At 69.9% G+C, this 21,740-nt stretch carries 12 protein-coding genes and 2 pseudogenes; 6 read left to right on the forward strand and 8 right to left on the reverse strand.

All coding sequences use genetic code 11. The annotated features are described in order from the left end of the window. Nucleotides 1–10: 10 nt before the first annotated feature. Nucleotides 11–847 (reverse strand): nucleotidyltransferase domain-containing protein, encoded by an 837-nt coding sequence (locus BM085_RS24220; protein ID WP_093889216.1) that lies wholly within the window; start codon nucleotides 845–847, stop codon nucleotides 11–13. 251 nt (nucleotides 848–1,098) lie between these two features. Here BM085_RS24220 and BM085_RS24225 point away from each other — a divergent pair, with 251 nt between their 5' ends. Further along, nucleotides 1,099–1,566, forward strand: a complete 468-nt coding sequence (locus BM085_RS24225; RefSeq protein ID WP_093889217.1) for an SAM-dependent methyltransferase — start codon at nucleotides 1,099–1,101, stop codon at nucleotides 1,564–1,566. 317 nt (nucleotides 1,567–1,883) lie between these two features. Here BM085_RS24225 and BM085_RS24230 read toward each other — a convergent pair whose 3' ends face one another. Next, nucleotides 1,884–2,417, reverse strand: a complete 534-nt coding sequence (locus BM085_RS24230; RefSeq protein WP_177245245.1) for an RICIN domain-containing protein — start codon at nucleotides 2,415–2,417, stop codon at nucleotides 1,884–1,886. Nucleotides 2,418–2,602: 185 nt separating this feature from the next. On the opposite strand from BM085_RS24230, the pseudogene BM085_RS46095 reads away from it, so the two are divergent. From BM085_RS46095 to BM085_RS24245, 3 genes and pseudogenes are all read left to right on the forward strand, one after another. Further along, nucleotides 2,603–2,767: pseudogene (locus BM085_RS46095) on the forward strand (3-oxoadipyl-CoA thiolase); the annotation flags it as partial. Next, nucleotides 2,764–3,459: a 3-oxoacid CoA-transferase subunit A gene (locus BM085_RS24240; RefSeq protein WP_093889219.1), complete on the forward strand. Its 696-nt coding sequence runs from the start codon at nucleotides 2,764–2,766 to the stop codon at nucleotides 3,457–3,459. The pseudogene BM085_RS46095 and the gene BM085_RS24240, both read left to right, overlap by 4 nt. Further along, nucleotides 3,459–4,097, forward strand: coding sequence for a 3-oxoacid CoA-transferase subunit B (locus tag BM085_RS24245; RefSeq protein ID WP_093889220.1), 639 nt, complete (start codon nucleotides 3,459–3,461; stop codon nucleotides 4,095–4,097). The genes BM085_RS24240 and BM085_RS24245 overlap by 1 nt, the downstream gene beginning before the upstream one ends. A gap of 211 nt (nucleotides 4,098–4,308) precedes the next feature. Here the strand turns inward: BM085_RS24245 and BM085_RS24250 are convergent, their stop codons facing one another. Beyond that, entirely contained in the window at nucleotides 4,309–4,566 is a 258-nt protein-coding gene (locus tag BM085_RS24250) for a hypothetical protein (protein WP_093889221.1), read from the reverse strand. Between the two features lie 877 nt (nucleotides 4,567–5,443). Here BM085_RS24250 and BM085_RS46885 point away from each other — a divergent pair. Together BM085_RS46885 and BM085_RS24260 are read left to right on the forward strand one after the other, a co-directional pair. Beyond that, nucleotides 5,444–7,147: a tetratricopeptide repeat protein gene (locus BM085_RS46885; protein ID WP_093889222.1), complete on the forward strand. Its 1,704-nt coding sequence runs from the start codon at nucleotides 5,444–5,446 to the stop codon at nucleotides 7,145–7,147. Nucleotides 7,148–7,522: 375 nt separating this feature from the next. Next, nucleotides 7,523–9,085 carry a glycosyl hydrolase family 18 protein gene (locus tag BM085_RS24260; protein ID WP_093889223.1) on the forward strand — a complete coding sequence of 521 codons (1,563 nt, stop codon included), beginning with the start codon at nucleotides 7,523–7,525 and terminating at the stop codon, nucleotides 9,083–9,085. A gap of 26 nt (nucleotides 9,086–9,111) precedes the next feature. Here BM085_RS24260 and BM085_RS24265 read toward each other — a convergent pair. The 5 genes and pseudogenes from BM085_RS24265 to BM085_RS24285 form a co-directional block, all read right to left on the reverse strand. Continuing rightward, nucleotides 9,112–9,666 (reverse strand): annotated as a pseudogene (locus BM085_RS24265) (serine/threonine-protein kinase); the annotation flags it as partial. A 92-nt stretch (nucleotides 9,667–9,758) separates the two neighbouring features. Then, the gene (locus tag BM085_RS24270) at nucleotides 9,759–10,415 is read right to left on the reverse strand and encodes a DUF4142 domain-containing protein (RefSeq protein WP_177245246.1); all 657 of its coding nucleotides are present in this window, start codon (nucleotides 10,413–10,415) and stop codon (nucleotides 9,759–9,761) included. A gap of 248 nt (nucleotides 10,416–10,663) precedes the next feature. Next, nucleotides 10,664–16,834, reverse strand: a complete 6,171-nt coding sequence (locus BM085_RS24275; RefSeq protein ID WP_177245247.1) for an RHS repeat-associated core domain-containing protein — start codon at nucleotides 16,832–16,834, stop codon at nucleotides 10,664–10,666. 242 nt (nucleotides 16,835–17,076) lie between these two features. Further along, entirely contained in the window at nucleotides 17,077–20,184 is a 3,108-nt protein-coding gene (locus BM085_RS24280) for a LamG-like jellyroll fold domain-containing protein (protein WP_245789625.1), read from the reverse strand. A gap of 429 nt (nucleotides 20,185–20,613) precedes the next feature. Beyond that, a complete protein-coding gene (locus BM085_RS24285; RefSeq protein WP_093889227.1) occupies nucleotides 20,614–21,645 on the reverse strand; it encodes a radical SAM protein in 1,032 nt (343 codons plus the stop codon). Between the last annotated feature and the right edge of the window lie 95 nt (nucleotides 21,646–21,740).

The following is a 21,740-nucleotide window of genomic DNA, read 5'->3' on the forward strand; positions in this document are numbered from 1 at the left end:
GACCCTGCGGTCAGCGGCCGACGGCTGTCTGTATCTCCCCTAGCAGGACGGCCGCGTCGGCGACGGTCTGCTCGATCTGCTGCGTTGACTCGCCAACGTGGCCAAGCAGCCTCTGTGCCCGTGCGGCGAAGTCCTGCGGAGCTATGGGCAGGCGGTCGGCCGAGGCCACCATGCCCTTCTCGTTGATCAGCCACTGGCCTGCGTGACCGTGCAGTGCCTGGCAGGCGACGCCGATGGCGCGAAACAGGCAGCCAGCCGCATAAGCAGGGTCGGTGCCAACCGCCCCGTACCGCGCCAGGCTCACGGAGAAGTCCGCCTCCCACAGCCCGTCCACCAGCGCAGCGCTCAGCGCCGTAGGGTACGTACGGGTACTTTCCCGCAGGTCGGTAAGCTCCCCGCTGGGATCGGCCAGCACCCGGCACAGCGCCACCTCGCCGGCATAGGAGTGGGAGTAAAAACCCAACGGATGTCCGGCCTGGGCTCCGACTTCGTAGCGGCCTTCCCGGCAGTCGGCCCAGATTCGGTGAACCCGGTCAAGGTCGCGGTAGATCCAGTCCACCCGCCGGCCGCCGATGGTCAGCCAGCCGCCGCCGTTGACCCATGGTCCCCAGCCGCCCGGCGCGGTCATCTCGGCCCGTTCGCCGGCCTCCTGCACGGCCAGCGCTCGCAGCGCCGTCACGTCCAGATCACCCCGGTAGTACAGTCCCAGATCGATGTCCGAATCCGGGCGGTGCGTGCCACGGGCCCGACTACCGCCGAGTACCGCCGCGACCACTCCGGGGATCTCTACCAGCCGCTGTGCGAGCGCCCCCAGCGCCACATCATCCACAAGGGTGTATTCGATCACACACCCGATGTCTCCGCGCGCTCCCCTCTCGCGGGGCTACTTCGACAGTCGCATTCTCCGTTGCGGTTCAGGAGCGTTCGGCGCGACCCGAGGTCAGCCTTCGGCAGGGGCGACCTTGACATAGCCGTTGCTCCAGAAGGTCAAGCCCTCGAACGCCTCCTGCGGGCTTGCCCGCCTGCTGCTCGCCATAGTGTCGATCATGTCCTGGATGTCGGGCGAGCTACCGCTGACTGAAGCGATAGAACCTTGCCATGGCAAGCTTCGAGATCACACCGATAGGTACAGTCCGAAACAACCGGACCGACATCCAGCACACGGACAACTGGGGTGCCGTCCGCAGCACGATCACCATCGACGAGCGCTTCGGCGAGGCGTGCCTCCAGGGCCTGGAGGGCTTCTCCCACGTGGAGATCCTCTTCATCTTCGACCAGTTCCCCGAACACGACGACTACCGCGACCCCCGCCCCTACCGCGGCCGCTCCGATCTCCCGCCCGTTGGTGTCTTCGCCGGCCGCGGCCCCCGCAGACCGAACCGCATCGGGGTGACGTGCTGCGCCATCGAATCCGTCCACGGCCGCGAACTGACGGTGGTGGGCCTCGACGCGGTCTCCGGCACCCCGGTCATTGACCTGAAGCCGACGATGGCGGAGTTCCGCGCGGTGAACATCAAGCAGCCGGAATGGGTCAGCCGCCTGATGTCGGAGTACTTCCAGCCGTAAACGCCCCCCGCCAACCCGCCCGCCCTCACCGCCTCCCCCTATGACAGGTCACGAATGCGGCTGGAGTACTGATCGGACAGGCATCTCCGATCGACTGACCACCCAACCCAGGAGACACGCCCTGGACCGATCCTCTAATCCGACGGTCACAGGGCCGAATCCTGCAGGGCGCGCCGCCAGGACCAGGCCATCTAGCTGCTGACCTGGTCTTTTGCATGTGTACGGCCCGCACGGCGCATGCGGCCGCAGGCAGTCGAACGCAGCCGTACGCCGGCGGTCGCGGAACATACGGGGAAGGCGCCGGACGAGAGCAGAGATCAGGACAGGGTGTCCTTGATCGCGATCTGGCCGTTGCTGATCACGAACTTCTGGTTGGTGTTGTTGCTGTCGCACTGCCACAGGTACACCTGGGTGCCGTTGCCGCGGCCGTTGGTGACGTCCAGGCACAGGGGACTGCCTGAGTTGAGGGTGGACTTGAGGACGATCGCGCCTCTCTGGACGACCCAGAGCTGGTTGGCGTTACCCAGGCACTGCCACTGGTAGACCCGGGTGCCGTTGGCGCGGCCGTTGGAGGAGTCCAGACACATCACCTGGCTCTTGCCGACGGTGTCTTCCACCTTGATGAGGCCGTTGTCGATGACGAACCTCTGGTTGGTGTTGTTGCTGTCGCACAGCCATTGGTACATCAGGGTGCCGTTGCCACGGTTGTTGCTGACGTCGACGCACATCGAGGGCCAGGCCAGGGCGGTGCGACCGGCGGGCCGGTGAGTGGAGGCGGCGGCGGGCAGGGTGGTTACCGCACCCACCGCGGCGGAGATGACAGCGACGGCCAGCAGGCGGCGAGCAAGCATGATTGACCCCCAGGAGAGTTGATCAGGACTCAAGCACCATGCCATGACCGACAGTCCTTGATCAATTACTCTGCGTGCGATCCCCTGCGTGTCGTGATGTGTTGCCGGCCGGAGGAAGCCGTGCCGGTCGTCCGGCATCCGGGGGTGCGGTTCAGGGTGGTGGTGCAGTGGAGTGCCCACTCGGCCTTGGCGCCGGCCATGCGCTCGGCGCCTCGGGCGCCCGGATCCTCGGTACCCTCGCCAGGGTGCTGGTCGCGAGGGGCGAGCGGTACGGCGTCGCCGCGATCTGCATCGGCGTGGGCCAGGCGCTCGCCGTGGTCCTCGAGAACGTCATTGGAGGAGCAGCGTGAGCAGAGCGCAGATCTTCGCATCGCCGTACGAGGCGGTGCGCGTCGTCAAGGACGGCGACACCGTTCTGGTGGGCGGCTTCGGATTCGCAGGCATGCCGTTCGACCTGATAGACGCCTTGATCCGGCACGGCGCAGGCGACCTCACCATCGTGTCCAACAACGCCGGCAACGGCGACGTGGGGCTGGCCGCCCTGCTGAAGGCCGGCCAGGTGCGGAAGGTCCTGTGCTCCTTCCCCCGGCAGGTCGACTCCTACGTCTTCGACGACCTCTACCGCCGCGGGGAGATCGAGCTCGAGGTCGTCCCGCAGGGCAACCTCGCCGAGCGGATGCGGGCGGCCGGGGCGGGCATCGGGGCGTTCTACTGCCCGACGGGCGTCGGCACGCCGCTCGCCGAGGGCAAGGAGACCCGCACGATCGACGGACGCGACTACGTCCTCGAGTACCCGATCAAGGGCGACGTCGCCCTGATCTCCGCTCACACCGCCGACACGACGGGCAACCTCGTCTACCGCAAGACCGCTCGGAACTTCGGCCCGGTGATGGCCACGGCCGCCACGACGACCGTCGTCCAGGTCTCGTCGATCGTGGACGCCGGGCAGATCGACCCGGAGGTCGTCGTCACCCCGAGCATCTACGTCGACCGCGTGGTCCAGGTCGAGCCGCGTCACTACACCGTGCGGGGAGCCCGCTGATGCCACTCAATCCCGACCAGCTCGCGGCCCGGGTCGCGCGGGACATCGAGCCGGGCAGTTTCGTCAACCTCGGCATCGGTCAGCCCACCAAGGTCGCCGACCACCTTCCGGCCGAGATCGGCGTCGTCCTCCACACCGAGAACGGCATGCTGGGCATGGGCCCCGCGGCCGTCGGCGACGAGGTCGACCCCGAACTCACCAATGCCGGCAAGGTGCCCGTCACCGAGCTACCCGGAGCCGCGTACTTCCACCACGCGGACTCCTTCGCCATGATGCGTGGCGGCCACCTCGACGTGTGCGTCCTGGGCGCCTTCCAGGTCTCGGCGAGCGGTGACCTCGCCAACTGGGACACCGGCGCGCCCGGCTCGATCCCCGCCGTCGGCGGCGCGATGGATCTGGCGATCGGCGCCAAGCGGGTCTACGTGATGATGACACTCTTCGCGAGGAACGGCAGCCCGAAACTCGTGCCCGCCTGCACCTACCCCCTCACGGGTGTCGGCTGTGTCAGCCGTGTCTACACCGACCACGCCGTATTCGAGATCGCCCCCGATGGCGTCCGCGTGCTCGAGTCGTTCGGCACTTCCGTCGAGGAGCTACGCGCCCGGCTGGAAGTCCCGCTCGCGGTCGACGTCCGCTGACCGTTCCCGTCCGCCGGTTACGAGGGGGCGCGATGCCCGCGGACCATGCCTTCGCGGCCGAGGATCCCGGCCGTCCGCCGGTTCCGTCCGGTGCCCGTTCAGCCGGAACCGGCGAGGTTGGCCTCCATGACGCCCCGCGGCGCGGGGCAGCCCCGCGAGGCAGTGCTTCGCCGGGCTGCCGTTGACCATCGACGGCTAGTCACCGAGGCGGCTAACCATCGGAGCCGCCGTTGCAATACTGCTGGTCCCACCTTGCCGTCCGGTAGTCGTAGCAGTAGTAGCAGCCGTCATCTCTCCACTTGCACAGGTTGGGGTTGGGGTTGGCGGAGGTGAGGGTGCCGTGCTGGGCCGACGCGCAGGTGCCTGGCCCGGCGGCCTGCGCGGTTCCGGTGACGGTTCCGGTGACGGTTCCGGTGACGATGAGCGTGGACGCCGCCAGCGCGACGGCGAAGAGCAGACGTTTGAGCATCAGAGATCACTCCCTGAGGTGAGGACCGAACCCCGATTGACGGGGATGACGAGCGTCGGTTCCGGGTCCCGGGATACACCGATGCGGCGCTGAACATCACTCACACTAATCGCGCCGCCAGGCGAAATCGCCCAGCCAGCGGCAAAAAGTTACTTCTATCGCATCACTACACAAATGCGGTTATCCGTATCCACTAGAGAAAGGTGACATCACATCCCAGCCGGCCACCGCAAGCCTTCGACCTGCGGATTCGTATCGCCGGCGGAATCCCGGACGGACTTCCCCGCAGATTTCAATACGGCGCCACGGGGGCGGAAAATGACAGGAAAGGAAATAGTGGCATTGTTGGTGGACTCCCGGGAAAAGAGCCGTGAAAATCGCTCACGCAGCGGTGGCTCAGTTGTTTTCTCAGCCCTCTCGGCCGCGCGGGAGCCGTCGCCCCTGTCCGTCCACATCCAGCCCAGCGCGTGTCAAGATCAAGAACTGCAGCACTCGGCGGCCCGGGCGCCAGGCGTGAAGGACCTCGATCGGGCGCACCTCCACCACGGGAGCCTCGGATCCCGCAGGCCACGCCACGGTTCCGCGCGGTGACACGAAGGTCGCCGGACACCTGCTCGTCGCGTCCGCCCACGCCGGGCAAGGCCTGATCGCGCCAAGATGATTGTGAGCAGTCTTCATATTTCCGTTGCGCCGGTTTATGCTCTGGGCAGCCCTGAAGTGGATCACGCGGAGGTGCCCATGAGGAAAATGCCCATACGCCACAAGAGCTCGCTGCGCCTGCTGTCCGGCGCCCGCCGGCTCTGGTTCGAGTGGTGCTGGTAACTGCCGACATGGCGGGCGCTCCCGGGCGCCCGCCCCTGCGGCGATCGGCCCGGCCGTGACCGGCGAGCCGGACGGCTACGACTGCCACCGCGACCACGGGCCGTACGCCGGGGTCGCCGCCTTCCTCGGCCGGATCGCCGCCGAGCGCCCCCGGCTGGCGTCCCCCCACAAGGTCGAGCTGCACGCCATCGCGCCCTGGCTCGACCACGCGGCACGACCGGCCGCCGAAGAGGAGCCGATCCGGTTCCATCCCGCCCGGCGCACCGCCTGCCTGGCCTACGGCGCGGCGGAGTTCGTGGCGGCCTGGGCGGCCACCCTCCGGCACCCGGTCACGGTGCGGTTCGACCACGTCGGCGATGCCGACGAGACCACCCGCGAGCTGCTGGACGTGCTGGTCCGCCGGATCGGGCCGTCCCCGGTGCGCCTGGACCTGCGCGCCGGCGGCGCCCACCGGCCGGTGGCGGCCGACCAGGCGCCGGAGGCGACGCGGACGGCCCTGGGCGACAGCCTGGCCCGCGGCTTCTACCACCACGCGGCCCGAATCGCCCGGCGCGGGCGCGCCGCGGTGACCCCGGACGGCGACCTGCGGCACTGGTGGGCGTTCACCACCGGCCTGGCCACCGCCCTGGCGGCGCTGGACCGCGCCGCCGAAGCGCTCGACCTCTACCACGAGGCGCGCGCCGCCACCGATGACCCGAAGATCAACATGTCGGCCGCGTACTCCACCGCCATGCTGTACGCCAGGCACCTGTCGGCGGACGGCCAGGACCCGGCGCAGGCACGGCACTGGCTGGAGCAGGCGCTTCGCCTCGCCGCCGGACTGAGCGACCCACGGCAGCGGGTGCTGTCCACCGTCTTCTACGAACAGGGGCTGGCGCTGCTGGACGCCAAGGCGGGCGAGCCCGCCCGCGCGCTGCGGCTGATCGACGACGGGCTGGCCCGGCTGACGGCGGTGCTCACCCCCGGCGAGCGCCCGCAGGACCTGGCCCGGCTGCGCCACAACCGGGCGCAGGTGCACCTGGCCCTGGGCGATCCGGCACAGGCCCTGGCCGACCTCGACACCGTGATCGCACACGACCCCGGCAACTGTGAGTACTACGTGGACCGGGCGGCCCTGCACCGTGCGGCGGGCCGGTCCCAGGCCGCGATCAGGGACTACGGCACCGCGATCCGCCTGGGACCGCACCTGCCCGAGGCGTACTACAACCGGGCCGCGCTTCAGCAGGAGCGGGGCCGCCTCGAACGGGCGCGTGACGACCTGGAGCGCGCGCTCGCCGTCGACCCCGGGCACCTCGACGCCCGGATCGCCCTGGTCAACCTGCAGGTGGAGCGCGGCGCGCTCGACGCGGCCGAGGCGGGCGCGCGGGCCGGGCTGGCGCTGGCCCCGCAGGAGCCCGCGCTGCTGTGCACCCTCGGGCTGATCCGCTCGGAGCGTGGCAGCCTCGCCGAAGCCGACGAGCTGCTCACCCGGGCCCTGGACCGGAATCCGGAGCTGGTCGAGGCATGGACGAACCGGGCCGCCGTCCGGTTCGAACGCGGCGACGTGGCCGCCGCCGTGGCCGACCTGGACCGGGCGGTGGCGCTGTCGGCGGCGCCGGTGCCCCGCTACAACCGGGGCACGGCGCTGATGCGGTTGAAGCGGTGGGACGAGGCCGCCCGCGACTTCGCCCACGCGCTCGACCAGCCCAGCCTCGACCGGGCGCTCCGGCGCGACCTGCGCGCGGAACTGGCCCGCTGCCGTCGCGCCATGGCCGGTTGACATCCTCCCCACGGCCGAAGCCCGGAGTCTCCTGAAGAGTTCCCGATAACCGCCAACCGGAGCGGGGGCCTCGGCCGGTTCCATCCCGAACCGGGCGCCGTCAATCGTCGCGATCCGGGCCGATGACCCGGATCCCCTGCGATCCATGGGCGGTGTTTCCCAGCGGAGAGGGTTCTCGCTGGCAGGAGAGTTATTTGTTAAGAAACTTGACAGTGACGCCGCTGGTCCCGACCATGTAACCACGCGGATCCGTGCACTCATCCAGAAGCTCACTGGCGGGAGAATCCACCGGCCTTGCCAGTGCGCCATCACCCGTACCCTCACCCCCCTCGATCGGCGCAGAGGCTCCGATCGCTCCTGGTTCGGGAGACCTTCATGCGTAACCGAACATCGCGTCTGCTGATGCTGGCAGTGTCGTTACTGCTGGCGGCCGTGGGCGCCCTCGTCGCCCAGACGCCGGCCAACGCGGCCAACCTGCTGGTGAATCCGGACTTCGAGACCGGAACCCTCTCGCCCTGGTCCTGCGCCGGCGGGCTGGGGTCAGTGGTCAGTTCGCCGGTCCGCTCCGGCACGAAGGCGCTCGCCGGCGCCGCCAGTGCCTCCGACACCGCCCAGTGCAGCCAGTCCGTGACCGTCCGGCCGAGCACCGCCTACACCTTGACCGCCTGGGTCCGCGGCAACTACGTATACCTCGGCGTGAACGGCGGCGGGTCCACCTGGACCTCGTCGGCGACGGCGTACACGCAGCTCACCGTCCCCTTCACCACCGCGGCCAACCAGACCACCGCAGTGATCTACCTGCACGGCTGGTACGGCCAGGGCGCCTACTACGCCGACGACATGAGCTTCGACGGTCCCGGAGCCTCCCCGTCCCCGTCCCCGTCCCCGTCCCCGACACCTACGCCGACCCCGACACCGACACCGACACCGACACCTACGCCGACCCCAACGCCGACACCGACACCCACACCGACCCCAGGCACGACGTGCGCGGTGAAGTCGAGGCCGACGGGCAAGGTCCTCCATGGGTACTGGGAGAACTGGGACGGCGCGTCGAACGGCGTGCACCCGCCGCTCGGCTGGATCCCGATCACCGACTCCCGCATCCAGGCCCACGGCTACAACGTGATCAACGCGGCGTTCCCAGTGATCCGCTCCGACGGCACCGCCCTGTGGGAAGACGGTATGGACTCCACCGTCAAGGTCGCCACCCCGGCCGAGATGTGCCAGGCCAAGGCCGCCGGTCTGACGATCCTGATGTCCATCGGCGGAGCGACCGCGGGCATCGATCTCAGCTCCAGCACCGTCGCCGACCGCTTCGTCGCGACCATCGTGCCGATCCTCAAGAAGTACAACTTCGACGGCATCGACATCGACATCGAGACCGGCCTCAGCGGCAGCGGCAACATCAACCAGCTGTCCGCGTCCCAGGCCAACCTCATCCGCATCATCGACGGCGTACTCGCCCAGATGCCCGCCAACTTCGGCCTGACCATGGCCCCCGAGACGGCGTACGTCACGGGCGGCAGCGTCACCTACGGCTCGATCTGGGGCGCGTACCTGCCGATCATCAAGAAGTACGCCGACAACGGCCGCCTCTGGTGGCTGAACATGCAGTACTACAACGGCAGCATGTACGGCTGCTCCGGCGACTCCTACTCCGCGGGGACGGTGCAGGGATTCACCGCTCAGACCACCTGCCTGGACAAGGGGCTGGTCATCCAGGGCACCACGATCAGGGTCCCCTATGACAAGCAGGTCCCCGGCCTGCCCGCCCAGGCCGGAGCGGGAGGCGGCTACATGGCGCCCTCCCTGGTGAGCCAGAGCTGGAACAGCTTCGGCGGCAACCTCAAGGGCCTGATGACCTGGTCCATCAACTGGGACGGGTCGAAGGGCTGGACGTTCGGCGACAACGTCAAGGGGCTGCAAGGTCGCTGACCGATCCGCCCGGCCGGCCCCACGGGCTCGCCCTCCAGCTGCTCCGGCGTCAGGTAGGCGGGCATGCCGACCGACCGCGTGGTGCCGGCGGCACCGGCGTCGAGCGCCTCGGCGATGCCGAAGTCGATCACTCTCGGCCCGTCCGGGCCGAGCAGCACGCTGCCCGGGTTGAAGTCGCGATGGACGATCCCGGCCTGATGGATGGCGACCAGGGCCGTCATCGTGCCGATGGCGAGCCGGTACAGCGCCGCGCCGCGCAGCGGACCGTCGTTCGCGACGGCCTTGCGCAGGGTGGGGCCGTCGATGTATTCGCTGACCACGTACGGCCGGTCGCCCGCCAGGCCGGTCTCGACGACCTGCGCGGTGCAGAAGGCGGACACCTGCCGCAGTTCCTCGACCTTGCGCAGGAACCGTTCGCTCCCGGTCAGATCGGCGTGAACGAGCTTGACGGCGACCTGCTCCCCTTCCGGACCCGTCCCCAGGTAGACGGTGCTCTTCCCGCCCTCGCCGAGCTTTCCGACAATCCGATATGCGGCTAAATAGGATGGATCATCCGAGTGAAGAGGGTCGACCTCCGGTATATCGGGCTTCTCCTTAAAAAGCTCGTCCGCAGATCATCAACTACGCGCGGCGCGCACGGGCGCGCCACCCGCCTGCCTCCTCCGCTCCGTCACTAGCCGGTGCCACCGGGGCTGGGAGCGGGGCTCGTGGTTCCCTCCTGGCCGGGACTCATGGTTCCCTCCTGGCCAGGGCTCATGGTGCCGGTCGGGCTGGGGCTCATGGTGCCACTGGGGCTCGGGCTGGGGCTGGGGCTCATGGGGCCGCCACGGGCTTTCCGGAGCATGTTCAGGTGCTCCCGCACCACCGGTCTGGCGTCCTCGGCGAGCTTCTTCACCTCAGGGGAGGAGCCTTCGCTCAGCTCCTGATCGAGGCGGTCGAGGGTCTGGCGGTGGCCGGTGATCATCGCAGCCAGCCACACGTTGTCGAAGACCTGCCCGGTCAGCCTCGACAGCTCGGCGAGCTGCTGGCGCTGGTTGGCGTTCGGGTCCTCGGGCAGCGGCACTCCGGCCTTCTGGGCCACCTGCCGCACGCTCTCGTCCAGCTTCGTATGGTCGTCGACCAGTATCTTCCCGAGGTCGGTTATGCTCCGGTCCGTCGATCTCCGCTGGGCGAGATTTCCCGCCTGGATCGCGGTCAGATCGACCCGGTGCAACTGCACCAGAAACTTCTTGTCCTGCTCGTTGAGGTCCGGCTGAGCGGCGACGGCTCTGGCGGCGCCGCCCAGCGTGACGGTTGCGACGGCGAGCAGGACGATAATCCTTCGGATCATTGAATCCTCCAGCAGCGCACGAGTGGAATGGGACTTTCTACACATATGCACTGATATTCACCGCTATAGTCGCATTTAGGTGAAAATGCTGTTAAAGACCACCGAGAGGCATCGGCCGGCCCCCCGGACATGCACGCTGTCGCGCGGGCGACGTCGCCGCGGCGACAGGGAAAGCGGGCCCCGGCGCACCACCGTGCGCCAGGGCCCGCTACCGTTCGCCCGGTCCGCTCACCGGCTTCCGGACCGGGTCAGAAGAACCCTCCGAGACCGCCGAAGAAGTCGTCCAGCCCGCTCTGGTCGAAGAAACGGACCGCCCGGGTCGAGGTCTCGGCGATGGCGCCCGGCCTCGTCACCCCGGGCTCCTGCTCCAGCGGCTTGTAGTCCTGCCTGATGCCCCGCCCCGACCCCGAGGGCCGCACCATGTTCGGCGGTGGTGCTCCGTCCGGATACATCTTCCCGTTGCGGAACACCGAGACGGACTGGGTCGGCTGCGCCGCGCCGTTGTTGCCGTACACCTGCCCCTGCCGTACGGCGGGCGAGCGGACAGCCTTGGGAGGCGACTGCCGTTGGGCCGCCCGGTGACTGGTCGGCCGGCTGGCGGGGCGTGGACGGGAGGCCCTGGTCGGGAGCCTGGTCACCCGCCCGCCGGTCACCTTCCGCACATGAGCCCTGGTCCGCCTCGCGGCCTGCTTGGCCTGGCGTGCGGCCTTCGCGGCCCTGCGCTTGCGCGCCGCTTCGGCGGCCTTCTTACGCATCTCCTCCGCCTTCTTCTTGGCCGCCTCCGCCTTCTTCCTCTTGGCGAGCTCCTTCGCCTTCCTCTTGGCCGCCTCCGCGGCTTTCTTCCTGGCCGCCGCGAGGGCCCTCCTCTTAGCGGCTTCGGCGGCTTTCTTCTTGGCCAGGGCGATGGCCCGCTGCCTGGCCAGGCGGATGGCGGCCCGCCTGGCCGCCTGCTGGGCGAGCTTCCTGAGCAGCGCCCGCGCCGCGATCCTGGCCGCGATCCCGACGACGAACCAGACGAGCTGCCCGTCGGGGTCGCTCATGCTGACGGGGCTGTTGTTGGCGTAGGCGTAGGCGTTGAGCTGCTGCGGATCCTCCTCGTCGATGACGGGGTCGACGGACAGGAACCGCCCGTTCCCGGGGTCGTACTCGCGGGCCCCGAGCTGGACGAGCCCGATCGTCTGATCCTTGACGCCTCCGACGAATCCGCGCTGGCCCGGCCACCACGGCGGCGGGGAGCCGCGATCCTCGCCGAACGGCGTCATCCTCCGTACCGCCAGGTCGCCGTTACCGGCGTTGACGGCGGCCTGAGCCGTGCCCTGGTGGTCGGAGGCCAGGAAGTAGACCTGGTTGTCGGGCGTGCGCACCGCCACCGGCTCGCCGTTGACGGTGTAGTAGCGGGTGCACTCGACGACGTCCTTGGCCTTGTCGAGCCGCAGCTCCATGTCGTCGATGTAGAGCGTCGCGTCCGTCGGCGTCTTGCGGAGCAGCCGGTCGCCGTCGGCGTCGTACACGAACGAGGTGGTCCTGCCCGCCTCGGCCACCGACTCCAGGTTGCCCTCGGCGTCCCAGACCAGGGTCTGGTCGGCGGTTCCGACCTTGCGCCTGGTGGTGTTCCCCGCCTCGTCGTAGGCGAACGTGTCCGTCCCCACCGACTGGAGGGCGTGCGGCCGTTTCTCGCCGGCCTTGGGGTAGGTGGACGTGCGGACGGACTCCGAGCGTCCGCCGAACGCGTGCCGGGTCTCCTTGATCCGGTTTCCTGTGACGTCGTAGGCGTAGCTGGTCGCGTACGACGCCACACCGCCGATCCTGTCCGACTGCGGGGAGCCGCTCGCGCAGTCGTCGGTGGCCGTCCACGCCGAGGTCAGGCGGCGCAGATGGTCGTAGGTGAAGCACTGGGTGTCCCTCGACTGGCCGCCCGCACTGTCGATGATCTTGGTGATGTTGCCGACGGGGTCGTAGGTGTAGTTGAGATCCAGGTCGGTCGCCGTGGCGGTGTCGCGGTCCAGCCGCGTCCGGGTCAGCCGCTGGGTGCTCTCGTCACGGGTGTAGGTCAGCCAGCTCTTCCTGCCCCCCGTGCTCAGCTCGTACTGCAGGGTCTCGCCGAGCTTGGAGTAACGGGCGGCCGTGACGTACGGCGACAGGCCGGTGACCTTGGTCGGCTGGCTCAGCCCGTCGTAGGAGTAGACGACCGACTCCTCGGCCAGCCCGCCCGCGGCCGGGAAGCTGACCGACTGGACCTGGTCGTCGAGGGTGTAGCGGGTGTTGAGCACGTACGATCCGGCCAGCTTGCCCTCCCGCGCCGGGACGGTGACGGTCTGCCGCAGGGCGCGGTACTCGGCGTCGATCGCGTTGATCTCGGCCTTGTACGCCTCGCCGCCGAGGTGGCGGATACTGGCGTTCAGATGCCCCTTGGCCAGCGCGTCGTACTTCCACTCCGCGAGTAGCGGGCCGTCCTTGGAGCCCTCGTGGGTCTCCAGCTTGCGGCCCAGCGCGTCGTAGACGTACGCGAGGGTCTTGCCGCGGGCGTCGGTGGAGGTGAGCATCTCGTCGGCGTCGTTGTAGGTGAACGTGGTGACGCCCTTGTCGGGGTCCTCGGTCCTGATCTCCCGGCCGCGCATGTCGTAGGTGTGCCGCCACACGTTGCCGGCGGGGTCGGTCACGCTGGCCAGCCGGCCCGCTTTGTCGTAGGTGTACTTGGTCGAGTCGTACTCGCCGGTCGGCGTGGCGCCCCTGTACTGCCGCAGCTCGACGAGCCGGTCCTCGGCGTCGCCGATGCGGGTGACGGCTGCGCCGCCGGGGGGAGGCGTGATGTGCACCCGCTCGCCCCGCTGCGCGGCCGTGGCCCGCCACTTCTCCACGCCCTTGACCCGGAAGGTCTGGGCGTTCACCTCGCCGACCCCGTCGTAGACGTAGCCGATCTGGCTGGGCACGTCCGCGTCCGCCACTCCGAGCAGGTCGGTGGACGGCTCGCCGGGGCTGAAGTAGCCGCCGTTGCTCTTGGACACCTCGCCGAGCGAGTTGTAGAAGGTGTCGGTGATCGTGCGCCCGTCGCGCAGCGCGGGGTCCTGCGTCTGGTCGTCGCGCGGCGCGGGCTCCTGGGTCTGCCGGCTGCGCAGCAGGCCGTCGTAGAGCTCGTGGCTGGTGGTGTAGCCGCCGTCGGCCCGCAGGGTCTTGGTGGTGACGACGTTGGGGCCGTCGGTACGCGTCAGGTAGGAGTACTCGGTGCTGGGCGACTGGCCTGCCGCCCTGCTCCGGTCGCCCTGCCACACCTTGACGAGGCGGCCCAGCGCGTCGTACTCCATGTCGGTGCGCCGGTTGTTGGCGTCGATCTCGGCCACCGGCTCCCCCCAGGCCGGTTCGAGGAAGGTGCGTTCCTCGTGCCCGAGGGGGTTGGTCTCCTTGATCTCGGTCGCCGGGGCGCCGGAGGCCGGCGTGTAGGTGGTGGTGACCTTGGTGCCGACCGCGTCGGTCTCGCTGGTCGTGCGCCCGTAGGAGTCGTAGGTCAGGATGGAGTTGGTGACGGTCGCGCCGTCTCCGGAGGCGACCTCCTGGATCGTGGTGATGTCGCCCTTGACCGGCCCCTGGCCGTACGGCCCGCCGTCGTACTGCACCCGCTCGTCGGAGATCACGTCATCGGCTGCCAGCTTGGCCACGGCGGTGCCGCACCCCGCGGCGACCTTCTGGATCCTGCTGGTGTAGTCCAGCATCCAGGCAGTCCCGTTGCGGGCGTAGGTGTAGCGCGTGCACTGGTCGTCCTCGGCGGTCGCCAGGTCGTTCTGCTCGTCCACCTGGGTGAGCAGGCCCTGCTCGTCGTAGGAGCGGGTCTCTCCGGTCCGCCGCCACTTCCCGTCTTCCAGGGCCGTGCGGGTGACCATCGACCTGTCCTCGACGATGTACGCGGCCTTGGTGACGCCGCCCTGGGTCGACTCGGCGGTCTTCAGCGACCACGGTTCCTCCGCCGACGCGGTCAGGATCGCTCCGCCGTCGCCGTCGTAGAGGATCTCCTCCCGCTGGAAACCGGCAAGCTGGTCGTGGTCGTCCAGCTTGCCGCCCTCGGAGTCCACGACCTGCGCGCTGCGCTTGGAGCCGTCGGCCAGGCGGTCGCCGTCCATGCCGCGGAAGTACCTGAACTCGGTGAGCGTGCGCTTGCCGTCCTGCCCGTCTCCCTGGCGGACGCGTACCCTGCCGAACCCGCGCCAGTCCGCCCAGGTGCGGTGCTCGGGCTTCACCAGGATGTTGTCGGCGTAACGCCAGGCGGCTCCGTCGAGGTACTCGTAGTCGGTGACCACCCACGGCGACCCGGCGACCCGGTCCACCTCGACGGTCTGCTTCACGACGTACTTGTGGAACCAGTCGGTGACCTCGCTCTCGTTCTCCGGCGCCCATCGTTGCGGGAAGCAGAGCCGGGTGTTGCGGTCGGCGGCCGGCACGTCTCCCGGCTTGCAGTCGGCGGGGGCGTAGTTGACCCGCAGGTCCCCGCCGCTCTCGTTGTTCACCGCCTGGACCCGCCACTTGACGAGCGGCGCTCGGCCCTCGTCCGTGTCCACCCTGTTGGGGAGCTGGACGCCGGTGAACGTGATCTTCGGTAGCGTGATCGTGCCGCCCACGTGACCGCTCTGCTGGAGGGACGCCAGCCAGAGCGCGGGGCTGAGCCCGTCACCCGGCGCCGGGAACGACTGCGTCAGCGTCCAGGAGTCGACGGCGCAGTACGGCTTGCCGGAGCACTTGGCCGTGTCGGTGTTCACCACCTGGGTGGTGACCTTCGCCAGGCGCTTGCGGGAGAAGAACGTCGGCGACAGCCGGTTGGTGCACTTCTCCCCCGATCCGCAGATCTGGTCGAAGGGGACATCGGGCCAGTGACTCGCCGTCTCCTTCTTGAGCTGGTCGGCGGCGCAGGTGACCGTACCGCCGGGGACGCACCGTTCGGCGACGTCGAAGACGACCTGGGCCGCGGGCGACCTGGTGAACAGCTCGCCCCGCAGGTAGCCGTAGTCGATCCGCCTGAGGTATCCGCCGCGCGCGTACTCCGTGCCCAGCTCGGGCTTCATGTTCCGCCCGTAGTAGTTCTTCTCGACCTCGTACCAGTAGGTGGTGGCGTTGCCGTGCGTGTCGACGGCGAAGTCGAGGTTCCACCGGTACGCCTGCTGGCACCAGGCCGCCGCCTTGTCGCTCGCGTAGCAGGGCTCGCCGCTGTTGTTGCCGAACACCGGCGTCGTCCAGGTGGACTTCGTCTCCGGCTTGCCCGACACCCATCCGGGCAGGCGGTTGAGCCCGAAGGTGTACTGGGTGCCGTCGGCGGTGGTGACGCGCCAGTACTCGCCGTCGTTGTCGCCGTTGACGGCCCCCTTCAGATACTCGACGCGGGTCCCGTCGTCGCGCCTGGGCCGCCACTGCTTGGTCGTGGCGTCCTTGACCAGTTCGACGGCCGAGCCGCCGAGGGCCAGCGTCGCGTTCTCCTGGTCCCAGCACAGGTCGCCGGTCTTCTTGCCGTCGAGCATGCACGACTTGTAGCGGCGCTCGATGTAGCCACCCGGGCTCAGCTCGAAACCCTCACCCACCCAGGACGGCTGGTTGTTGGTGGAGGCGGTGCGGCCGTCCACGCTCTGCGAGGAGTAGGAGATCGACATCTCCGGCTCGTCGCCGCCCAGCGCCGGTGGCGCCCGCAGTTCGTAGCTCCAGCCGAAGTCGCCCGACTGGGAGCCGACGCTCCAGTCGGCCGAGGGGGCGAGCGAGGTGGCCGCGTGGTCGCCCGACGGACCCGCCGCCGCGGCCGTCACCGCGTACAGCGCGGGCAGGTCGACGTCGGCGGTCAGCGTACCCGTCTCCGTGTCGTTGTCGCCGGGCACCGGCTCCGGCCGCGGACAGGCGGTCCCGGCCGCGGCGGCGCTCAGGGCGCACTCCTCCAACCGCACCATCCGCAGCCTGGCGCCGTAGTCGCCGCCGAAGGCGTGGCGGAACCCGGAGTAGTCGATCTCCAGCCGCGTCTTGCCGGACTTCGCCGCCACCCCCTGCCCCGGCGACACCCGCATCGCGAGGCCGAGCAGCCCCGTCCGCGCGGTGTCGAGCAGTTCGACGCGGACCCGCTCGGGAGTGGACGCCTTCGCCGCCGCCTTCGGCGCGGCGAGCCGTACGGGGAAGCCGGTTGTCAGGGACCGCGCCTGCGCGTCGCCGGTCGCGTCCAGTTCGACCGCCTGCGGTTTCGGCCAGGCGGTGCTCGGCGGCGTTCGCCACGCCTGTTTCTGCGCCGGGTCGGCCGGCTGGGGCAGCACGGGGACCCGCTGCCCGCGGACGGGGGTCTCCTTCTGAACGGCCGGGGCGGAGCGCGGTGCGGCACTCGCGGGCGCCGCGTGCACCAGCGGCGCCACGACGACGACGGCCAGCGCGGCCGCCAGCCGCCGGGGCCACGGCGACCTGCGCACGGGTTTCAGTAAACGATTCCAGTAGGAGTCCGGAGGGGCTACCTCAGATGGCAGATCCATTGACTTCACCCAATCTGTGGACGAGTCGAACGGGGGGTGACTGGTTGGACGAGTTGGACCGGGGGGTAACTGGATCGACGAGTCGAACGGAGGGACTGGTTGGCCGGGTCGGACCGGGAGGTGACTGGACCGACGAGTCGAACGGGAGGTGACTGGACAGGGGGTGACGGGAAGGGAGGGGTCTACTGGGCGGCCAGCTGGGAGATCTGCTCGGCGCTCAGCACACCGTCATAGGTGCGGACGTCGTCGACGGTCCCCGGCCAGTAGCCGGCGAAGGCACCCGCGTTCTTGGCACGGCCCAGTTGCAGGGGGCCGATCGCGTTCCACGCGCTCACGTGGTCGGTGACGGTGCTGTCCGACAACCGGCCGTTGACGTAGATCCGCAGCTCGCCCTGGAGCGGGTCGTAGACCCCGGCCACATGGGCCCACTCCAGCGGCGCGGGGACGGCGTCGGACCGGGTCCGCACCAGCGCGGCGGTGTCGGTGTCGGCGGCGGCCATGCTGAGGACCCACCGCCCCTGTTCCTTGTCATAGCCGAGCTGGAAGCCACTGGCCCTGTTCCCGGCCTGGGAGACGGCGGCCGCGTCGCGGGTGGGCAGGTAGTCGAGCTGGGTCCAGGCGGCGACGGTGAATCCGGCTCTGGTGTTGACCGCGGGAGCGGCGGTCTGCGCGTGGCCGCCCGTGCCGTCGAGCGCGAGCGCGCCGTCCAGCCAGCCTTCGCTCCAGGACGCGCCGCCGCCCAGCGTCGCCGCCGACGCCCGTCCGGAGGAGTCGGCGGCGGAGGCACCGGATCCCTCGTCCAGTTTCCAGTGCCCGACCAGCGTCGCGGCGCTGTTCACCAGGTCGGCGACCTCGTCGCCGAACATCGCCCGGCCGTGGACGCGGACGTCGTCGATGTCGCCCGGCCAGAACTCCGCCGCCACTCCGCCGGCCTTCCCCCTGCCGATCGCCAGGGGCCCGGTCGCGTCCCACGGCTGGGTGAACGGGACCGTCGACTCCAGGCGTCCGTTGACGTACAGGGACAACGTCCCCGCGGCCGCGTCGTGGACGCCGGTGAGGTGAGTCCACTCGCCGAGCCTCGGCGCGGCCTCCGACAGCGCGCGCACGCCCGGCGCTCCGTCGGCGTCCGCGCCGGTACGGCTCAGCGCCCAGCGGTTGTCGGCCTTGGAGTACTGCAGGGAGAAGCCGCCGGTCCGCCCGCCGTCCTGGCTGACCGCGGTCGCGGTGGCGTTGGCGCCGGTCAGCCGCACCCAGGCGGCGGCCGTGAAGTTGCGCAGGGTGGACACGACGGGACCGGTGGTCTGCGCGTGGCCGCCCGTGCCGTCGAGCCGCAGGCCCAGGCCGGTCCTGCCGGTGGTCCAGGCGGCCGGGGCGGACAGGGTGGCCTGGTGGGCGCCCGCGCGGTCGGCGGCCACGGTGCCCTGCCCCTCGTCCAGGGTCCAGTGCCCGTCCGGGCCCGTGCCCGCGTTGACGTTGAACATGTAGGTGCGGATCGGGCTCTGGTGTCCCGCGCGGTCCCTGCTGCGCACCGAGAGCACGTTGGGGCCGTCGTGGCGGGGGGTGATCCGGACCGTCGCCGATCCGTCCTGCGGGCCGGCCGCCACCTCCGTCTTGGGCGCGGTGTCCAGCCCGTAGACGTAGCCGGCGACGTCGGTGACGCCGTTGGCGGTGAAGGTGAAGGAGCCGGCCCGGCCGACGCCGTCGTTCCAGCCGTTCTCGGCGTACTCCGGCGAGGTCACCCCCGGTTCCCTGCCGGGGGCGGTGGCGTCGACGGTCACCTCGCACCAGGGGCTCCACGCGCTGCCGGCCCTGCCGTCCTCCCCGCGGACCCGCCAGCGGATCACGGAGCCGTCGCCGAAGGCGCCCTCCGGGACGACCGCGTAGAAGGCGCTGCCCGTTCCCTGCAGCTCGGTGAGACGCTCGCCCACCTTCGTGCCGGCGGCGTTCCACCACTCGAACCGGCCCTTGACCGAGTTGTCGGCGTCGCGCAGCTTGGCCCACAGCTTCGGCGTGGCGCTGCCGACGGTCGGCCGCCCCTCGCCGGCGACGCAGCCGCCGCCCGGGTCCGACCAGGCGTCGGCGGCGACGGGCGCGGCGGGCAGCGAGTTGTACTCGATCACCAGGCTGGGGTTGTTCTTGAACTTCTTCCAGCTGTAGTTGTCCGTCTCGCTCGTGGCCCTGAGCCCGATGGTCATGTTGGGCCAGTTCTTCGCCGCGGCGTCCACGGCCTGGCTGGTGACGTCGAACTCGACACCGCCGGGCAGGCAGGCCGGTCCCCAGCCCTTCGCGACGTTAACGGTGTCGAGGAGTTTGACCCAGGTGGGCTGCTTGTTCCAGGTGGTGCTCTTGCTGATCGGATTGGTCGACCAGGCTTCGACCTTCCGCGCGCTGCACGAGTAGGACCACGTCTCATACGTCCGCAGCGTCGCCTTGATGATCTGCTTGCCGTGGATGGCCGTGCCGGTGTTCATCTGGAAGAACGACCTGTTGGTCTGCCCGGGGACGTGTCCCGCCCTGGCGACGTCGTTGGCGTTCAGGAAGTTGGAGCTGGGATTGTTGCTCCAGACGGACGTCCACGCGCCGCGGGCCGCCGAGAAGAACGGATCGAGGTAGACGGGGAACCTGGTCCTCGGATCCTCGATCATGTCCCGGTCCGGCCTGAGCACCATTTTCCTGCCGGTGAGTTCGAGGCCCATCACCTCGTGGCGGGCGTCCGCGGGGGAGCCCTCCCCCGCGGCCAGTGTGCGCGCGGTCGAGGCCCCCGAGGAGTCCCACATCATCGGCGGCGAGGCCGTGAAGATCGTTCCGCCGTTCCCGTCGACCGCTTCGAGGTTGCCGCCCTTCGTGGACCTCATCGACAGCCCGCTGGTCGACAGCGGGAAGCCCAGCTCGGTCAGGGCCCTGTTCCCGGCCGCCGCCCGCGTCTTGACCACGAGGAGGTGGGAGAAACCGTCGACGTCCGCCTTCACCTGGAGATCCACTCCCGGCAGCACCTCGGGGTAGGTCGCGGTGTCACCGCTCAGCGCCGGCTCCGGCAGCTCGCCCGGCCACCCCAGCTCCAGCGCCTTGCCGCCGCGCGCCATCCGGGCGAGCGGCGCGCTCCCGCCGCCCGAGAACGTCAGGTCGACCGCCGTCGCGACAGGGGCGATCGTGCCGTCGGGCCGGAGCCGGAGCGTCGCGTCCGCGGCCACCCATCGGCCCGCCTGACGCACGCGCACCGGACGCGCGTGCTGTTCCAGCACGAAGGTGCCGTCCGGCCGGGCGAAGACCTGGCGCGTCTCCGTGCGCATCGCGTCCACCTCGACCGGCTGCCTCGTCCGGCGGGCGAGAGTGAGAGCGGACTTCTCCGTGGGTTCCGCGCTCCGCTGTCGCGTGACGGCGTCCGTGCTCTGTTGCCGCACACCGGCAACGGCGTCCAAGTGATCGGCAGGCGCTGCCACGACCGCGCCCGCCAACATCGCCACGACCAACCCATGAGCTAAGCGCATCAGCCCTCGCCGTTGCCGAGCTGGGACAACGCGCGGGTCAATGCCCGCCCGGCGTCTCCATGATCTTCAATTGACGAACGGATTGTCACCCAGGTAAAGCCACTCGTCCAGATCTTGTGGCATATTTCGCCAGAATTACTTTTAAACCTGAAGAAAACTGCCAGCGGCGGGCCGCGCCGCAGGAGGTCAAGCGGACCGCCCCCTCCCGCGGCACGGCCGGTGACACCTGCCTCAGACGAATTCCGGCCGGCGGTCGATGCGCGCGCGATCGGCCTCGGACCCGAAGTGATAGTCGATCTTCCGGGTCGCCTCCGCCCACTGCGCCATCGTGCGCACGGGCGCGAGCGTCTCGACCACGAACGGGTCGTGCCAGCGTTCGACGGCCCGCCGCCACAGCTCCTGCGGGGAGTCCGTCAGCACGTTGCCGACCGTTCCCTCGTAGGCGGCCATCGCCCGCGCGGCCCCGTCCGGCTCGATCTGCAGGACGGGGAAGAACGACCCGCCGCGGATGCGGTCGGGGTGCATCTGCAGTGCCAGGTTGTCCGTCGTGGCCACGTTCACCGACGGCGGCGCCAGGGAGCGCAGGCGTTCTCCGTACTCGGGACTTCCCAGCAGCTCGACCTGGAAGTCGGAGAGCAGTTCGTGCGCGGCGAACCCCTCGCGGCTGGCGAGTCCCTCCGGTATCACCGCCCCGAACGCGATGGACTCCAGTTCCGGGAACCTGGGCGCGACGGCGGTGCAGAGGTCTTCGATCTGGTGGAAGTTGCTGCTGACCACGACGCAGTCGATCCCCAGGCCCAGGGGGCTCCCCCCGGACAGGCGCCGCTCCCCGGCGGCCGTGTCCAGGAGCGCCAGCGCGTTCATCGCCCGGTCGAACGATCCGCGCCGGCCGCGGATCCGGTCGTGCACCTCCGCGGTGGCCCCGTCGACGCTCACGTTCACCTTGAAGGAGCCCCGCACGATGTCGTCGATCATCTCGGGGCGCAGTGACCAGCCGCCCGTGAAGAGCGAGACCTCTATCCCCGCCGCGGAGATCCGGTCGATGACCTCGAAGACGCCCTTCACCAGGAGGGGCTCACCACCGGCTATGCACACGCCGTACGGCCTCATCGCGATGACGGCGTCGGCGGCGCGCAGCATCTGGCCGTGGTCCAGTTGACGTGACGGCCGGCGCCCGGATTCCGAGTAACAGTGGGAACACCGCAGCGGGCACGCGTACGTGATGTCCCAGACGACCTCAAGCGGGCGATCGGGTATTTTCATGGCGGCGCTCCTGACGTGGGGCAGGGCCGGGGCCGGCTCCGCGGATGTGAGGGACTCCGGGTGAGTCCTTGCGACGGACGGATGGGTGAGGTCGC

The sequence above is a fragment of the Streptosporangium canum genome, assembly GCF_900113865.1.
GTDB lineage: Bacteria > Actinomycetota > Actinomycetes > Streptosporangiales > Streptosporangiaceae > Streptosporangium > Streptosporangium canum.

Excerpts from the sequence above, each read along its gene's own strand:
- BM085_RS24225 (WP_093889217.1), top strand. The coding sequence starts at position 1,099 with ATGGCAAGCTTCGAGATCACACCGATAGGTACAGTCCGAAACAACCGG.
- BM085_RS24230 (WP_177245245.1), bottom strand. The coding sequence starts at position 2,417 with ATGCTTGCTCGCCGCCTGCTGGCCGTCGCTGTCATCTCCGCCGCGGTG.
- BM085_RS24245 (WP_093889220.1), top strand. The coding sequence starts at position 3,459 with ATGCCACTCAATCCCGACCAGCTCGCGGCCCGGGTCGCGCGGGACATC.
- BM085_RS24250 (WP_093889221.1), bottom strand. The coding sequence starts at position 4,566 with ATGCTCAAACGTCTGCTCTTCGCCGTCGCGCTGGCGGCGTCCACGCTC.
- BM085_RS24260 (WP_093889223.1), top strand. The coding sequence starts at position 7,523 with ATGCGTAACCGAACATCGCGTCTGCTGATGCTGGCAGTGTCGTTACTG.
- BM085_RS24270 (WP_177245246.1), bottom strand. The coding sequence starts at position 10,415 with ATGATCCGAAGGATTATCGTCCTGCTCGCCGTCGCAACCGTCACGCTG.
- BM085_RS24280 (WP_245789625.1), bottom strand. The coding sequence starts at position 20,184 with ATGCGCACGGAGACGCGCCAGGTCTTCGCCCGGCCGGACGGCACCTTC.
- BM085_RS24285 (WP_093889227.1), bottom strand. The coding sequence starts at position 21,645 with ATGAAAATACCCGATCGCCCGCTTGAGGTCGTCTGGGACATCACGTAC.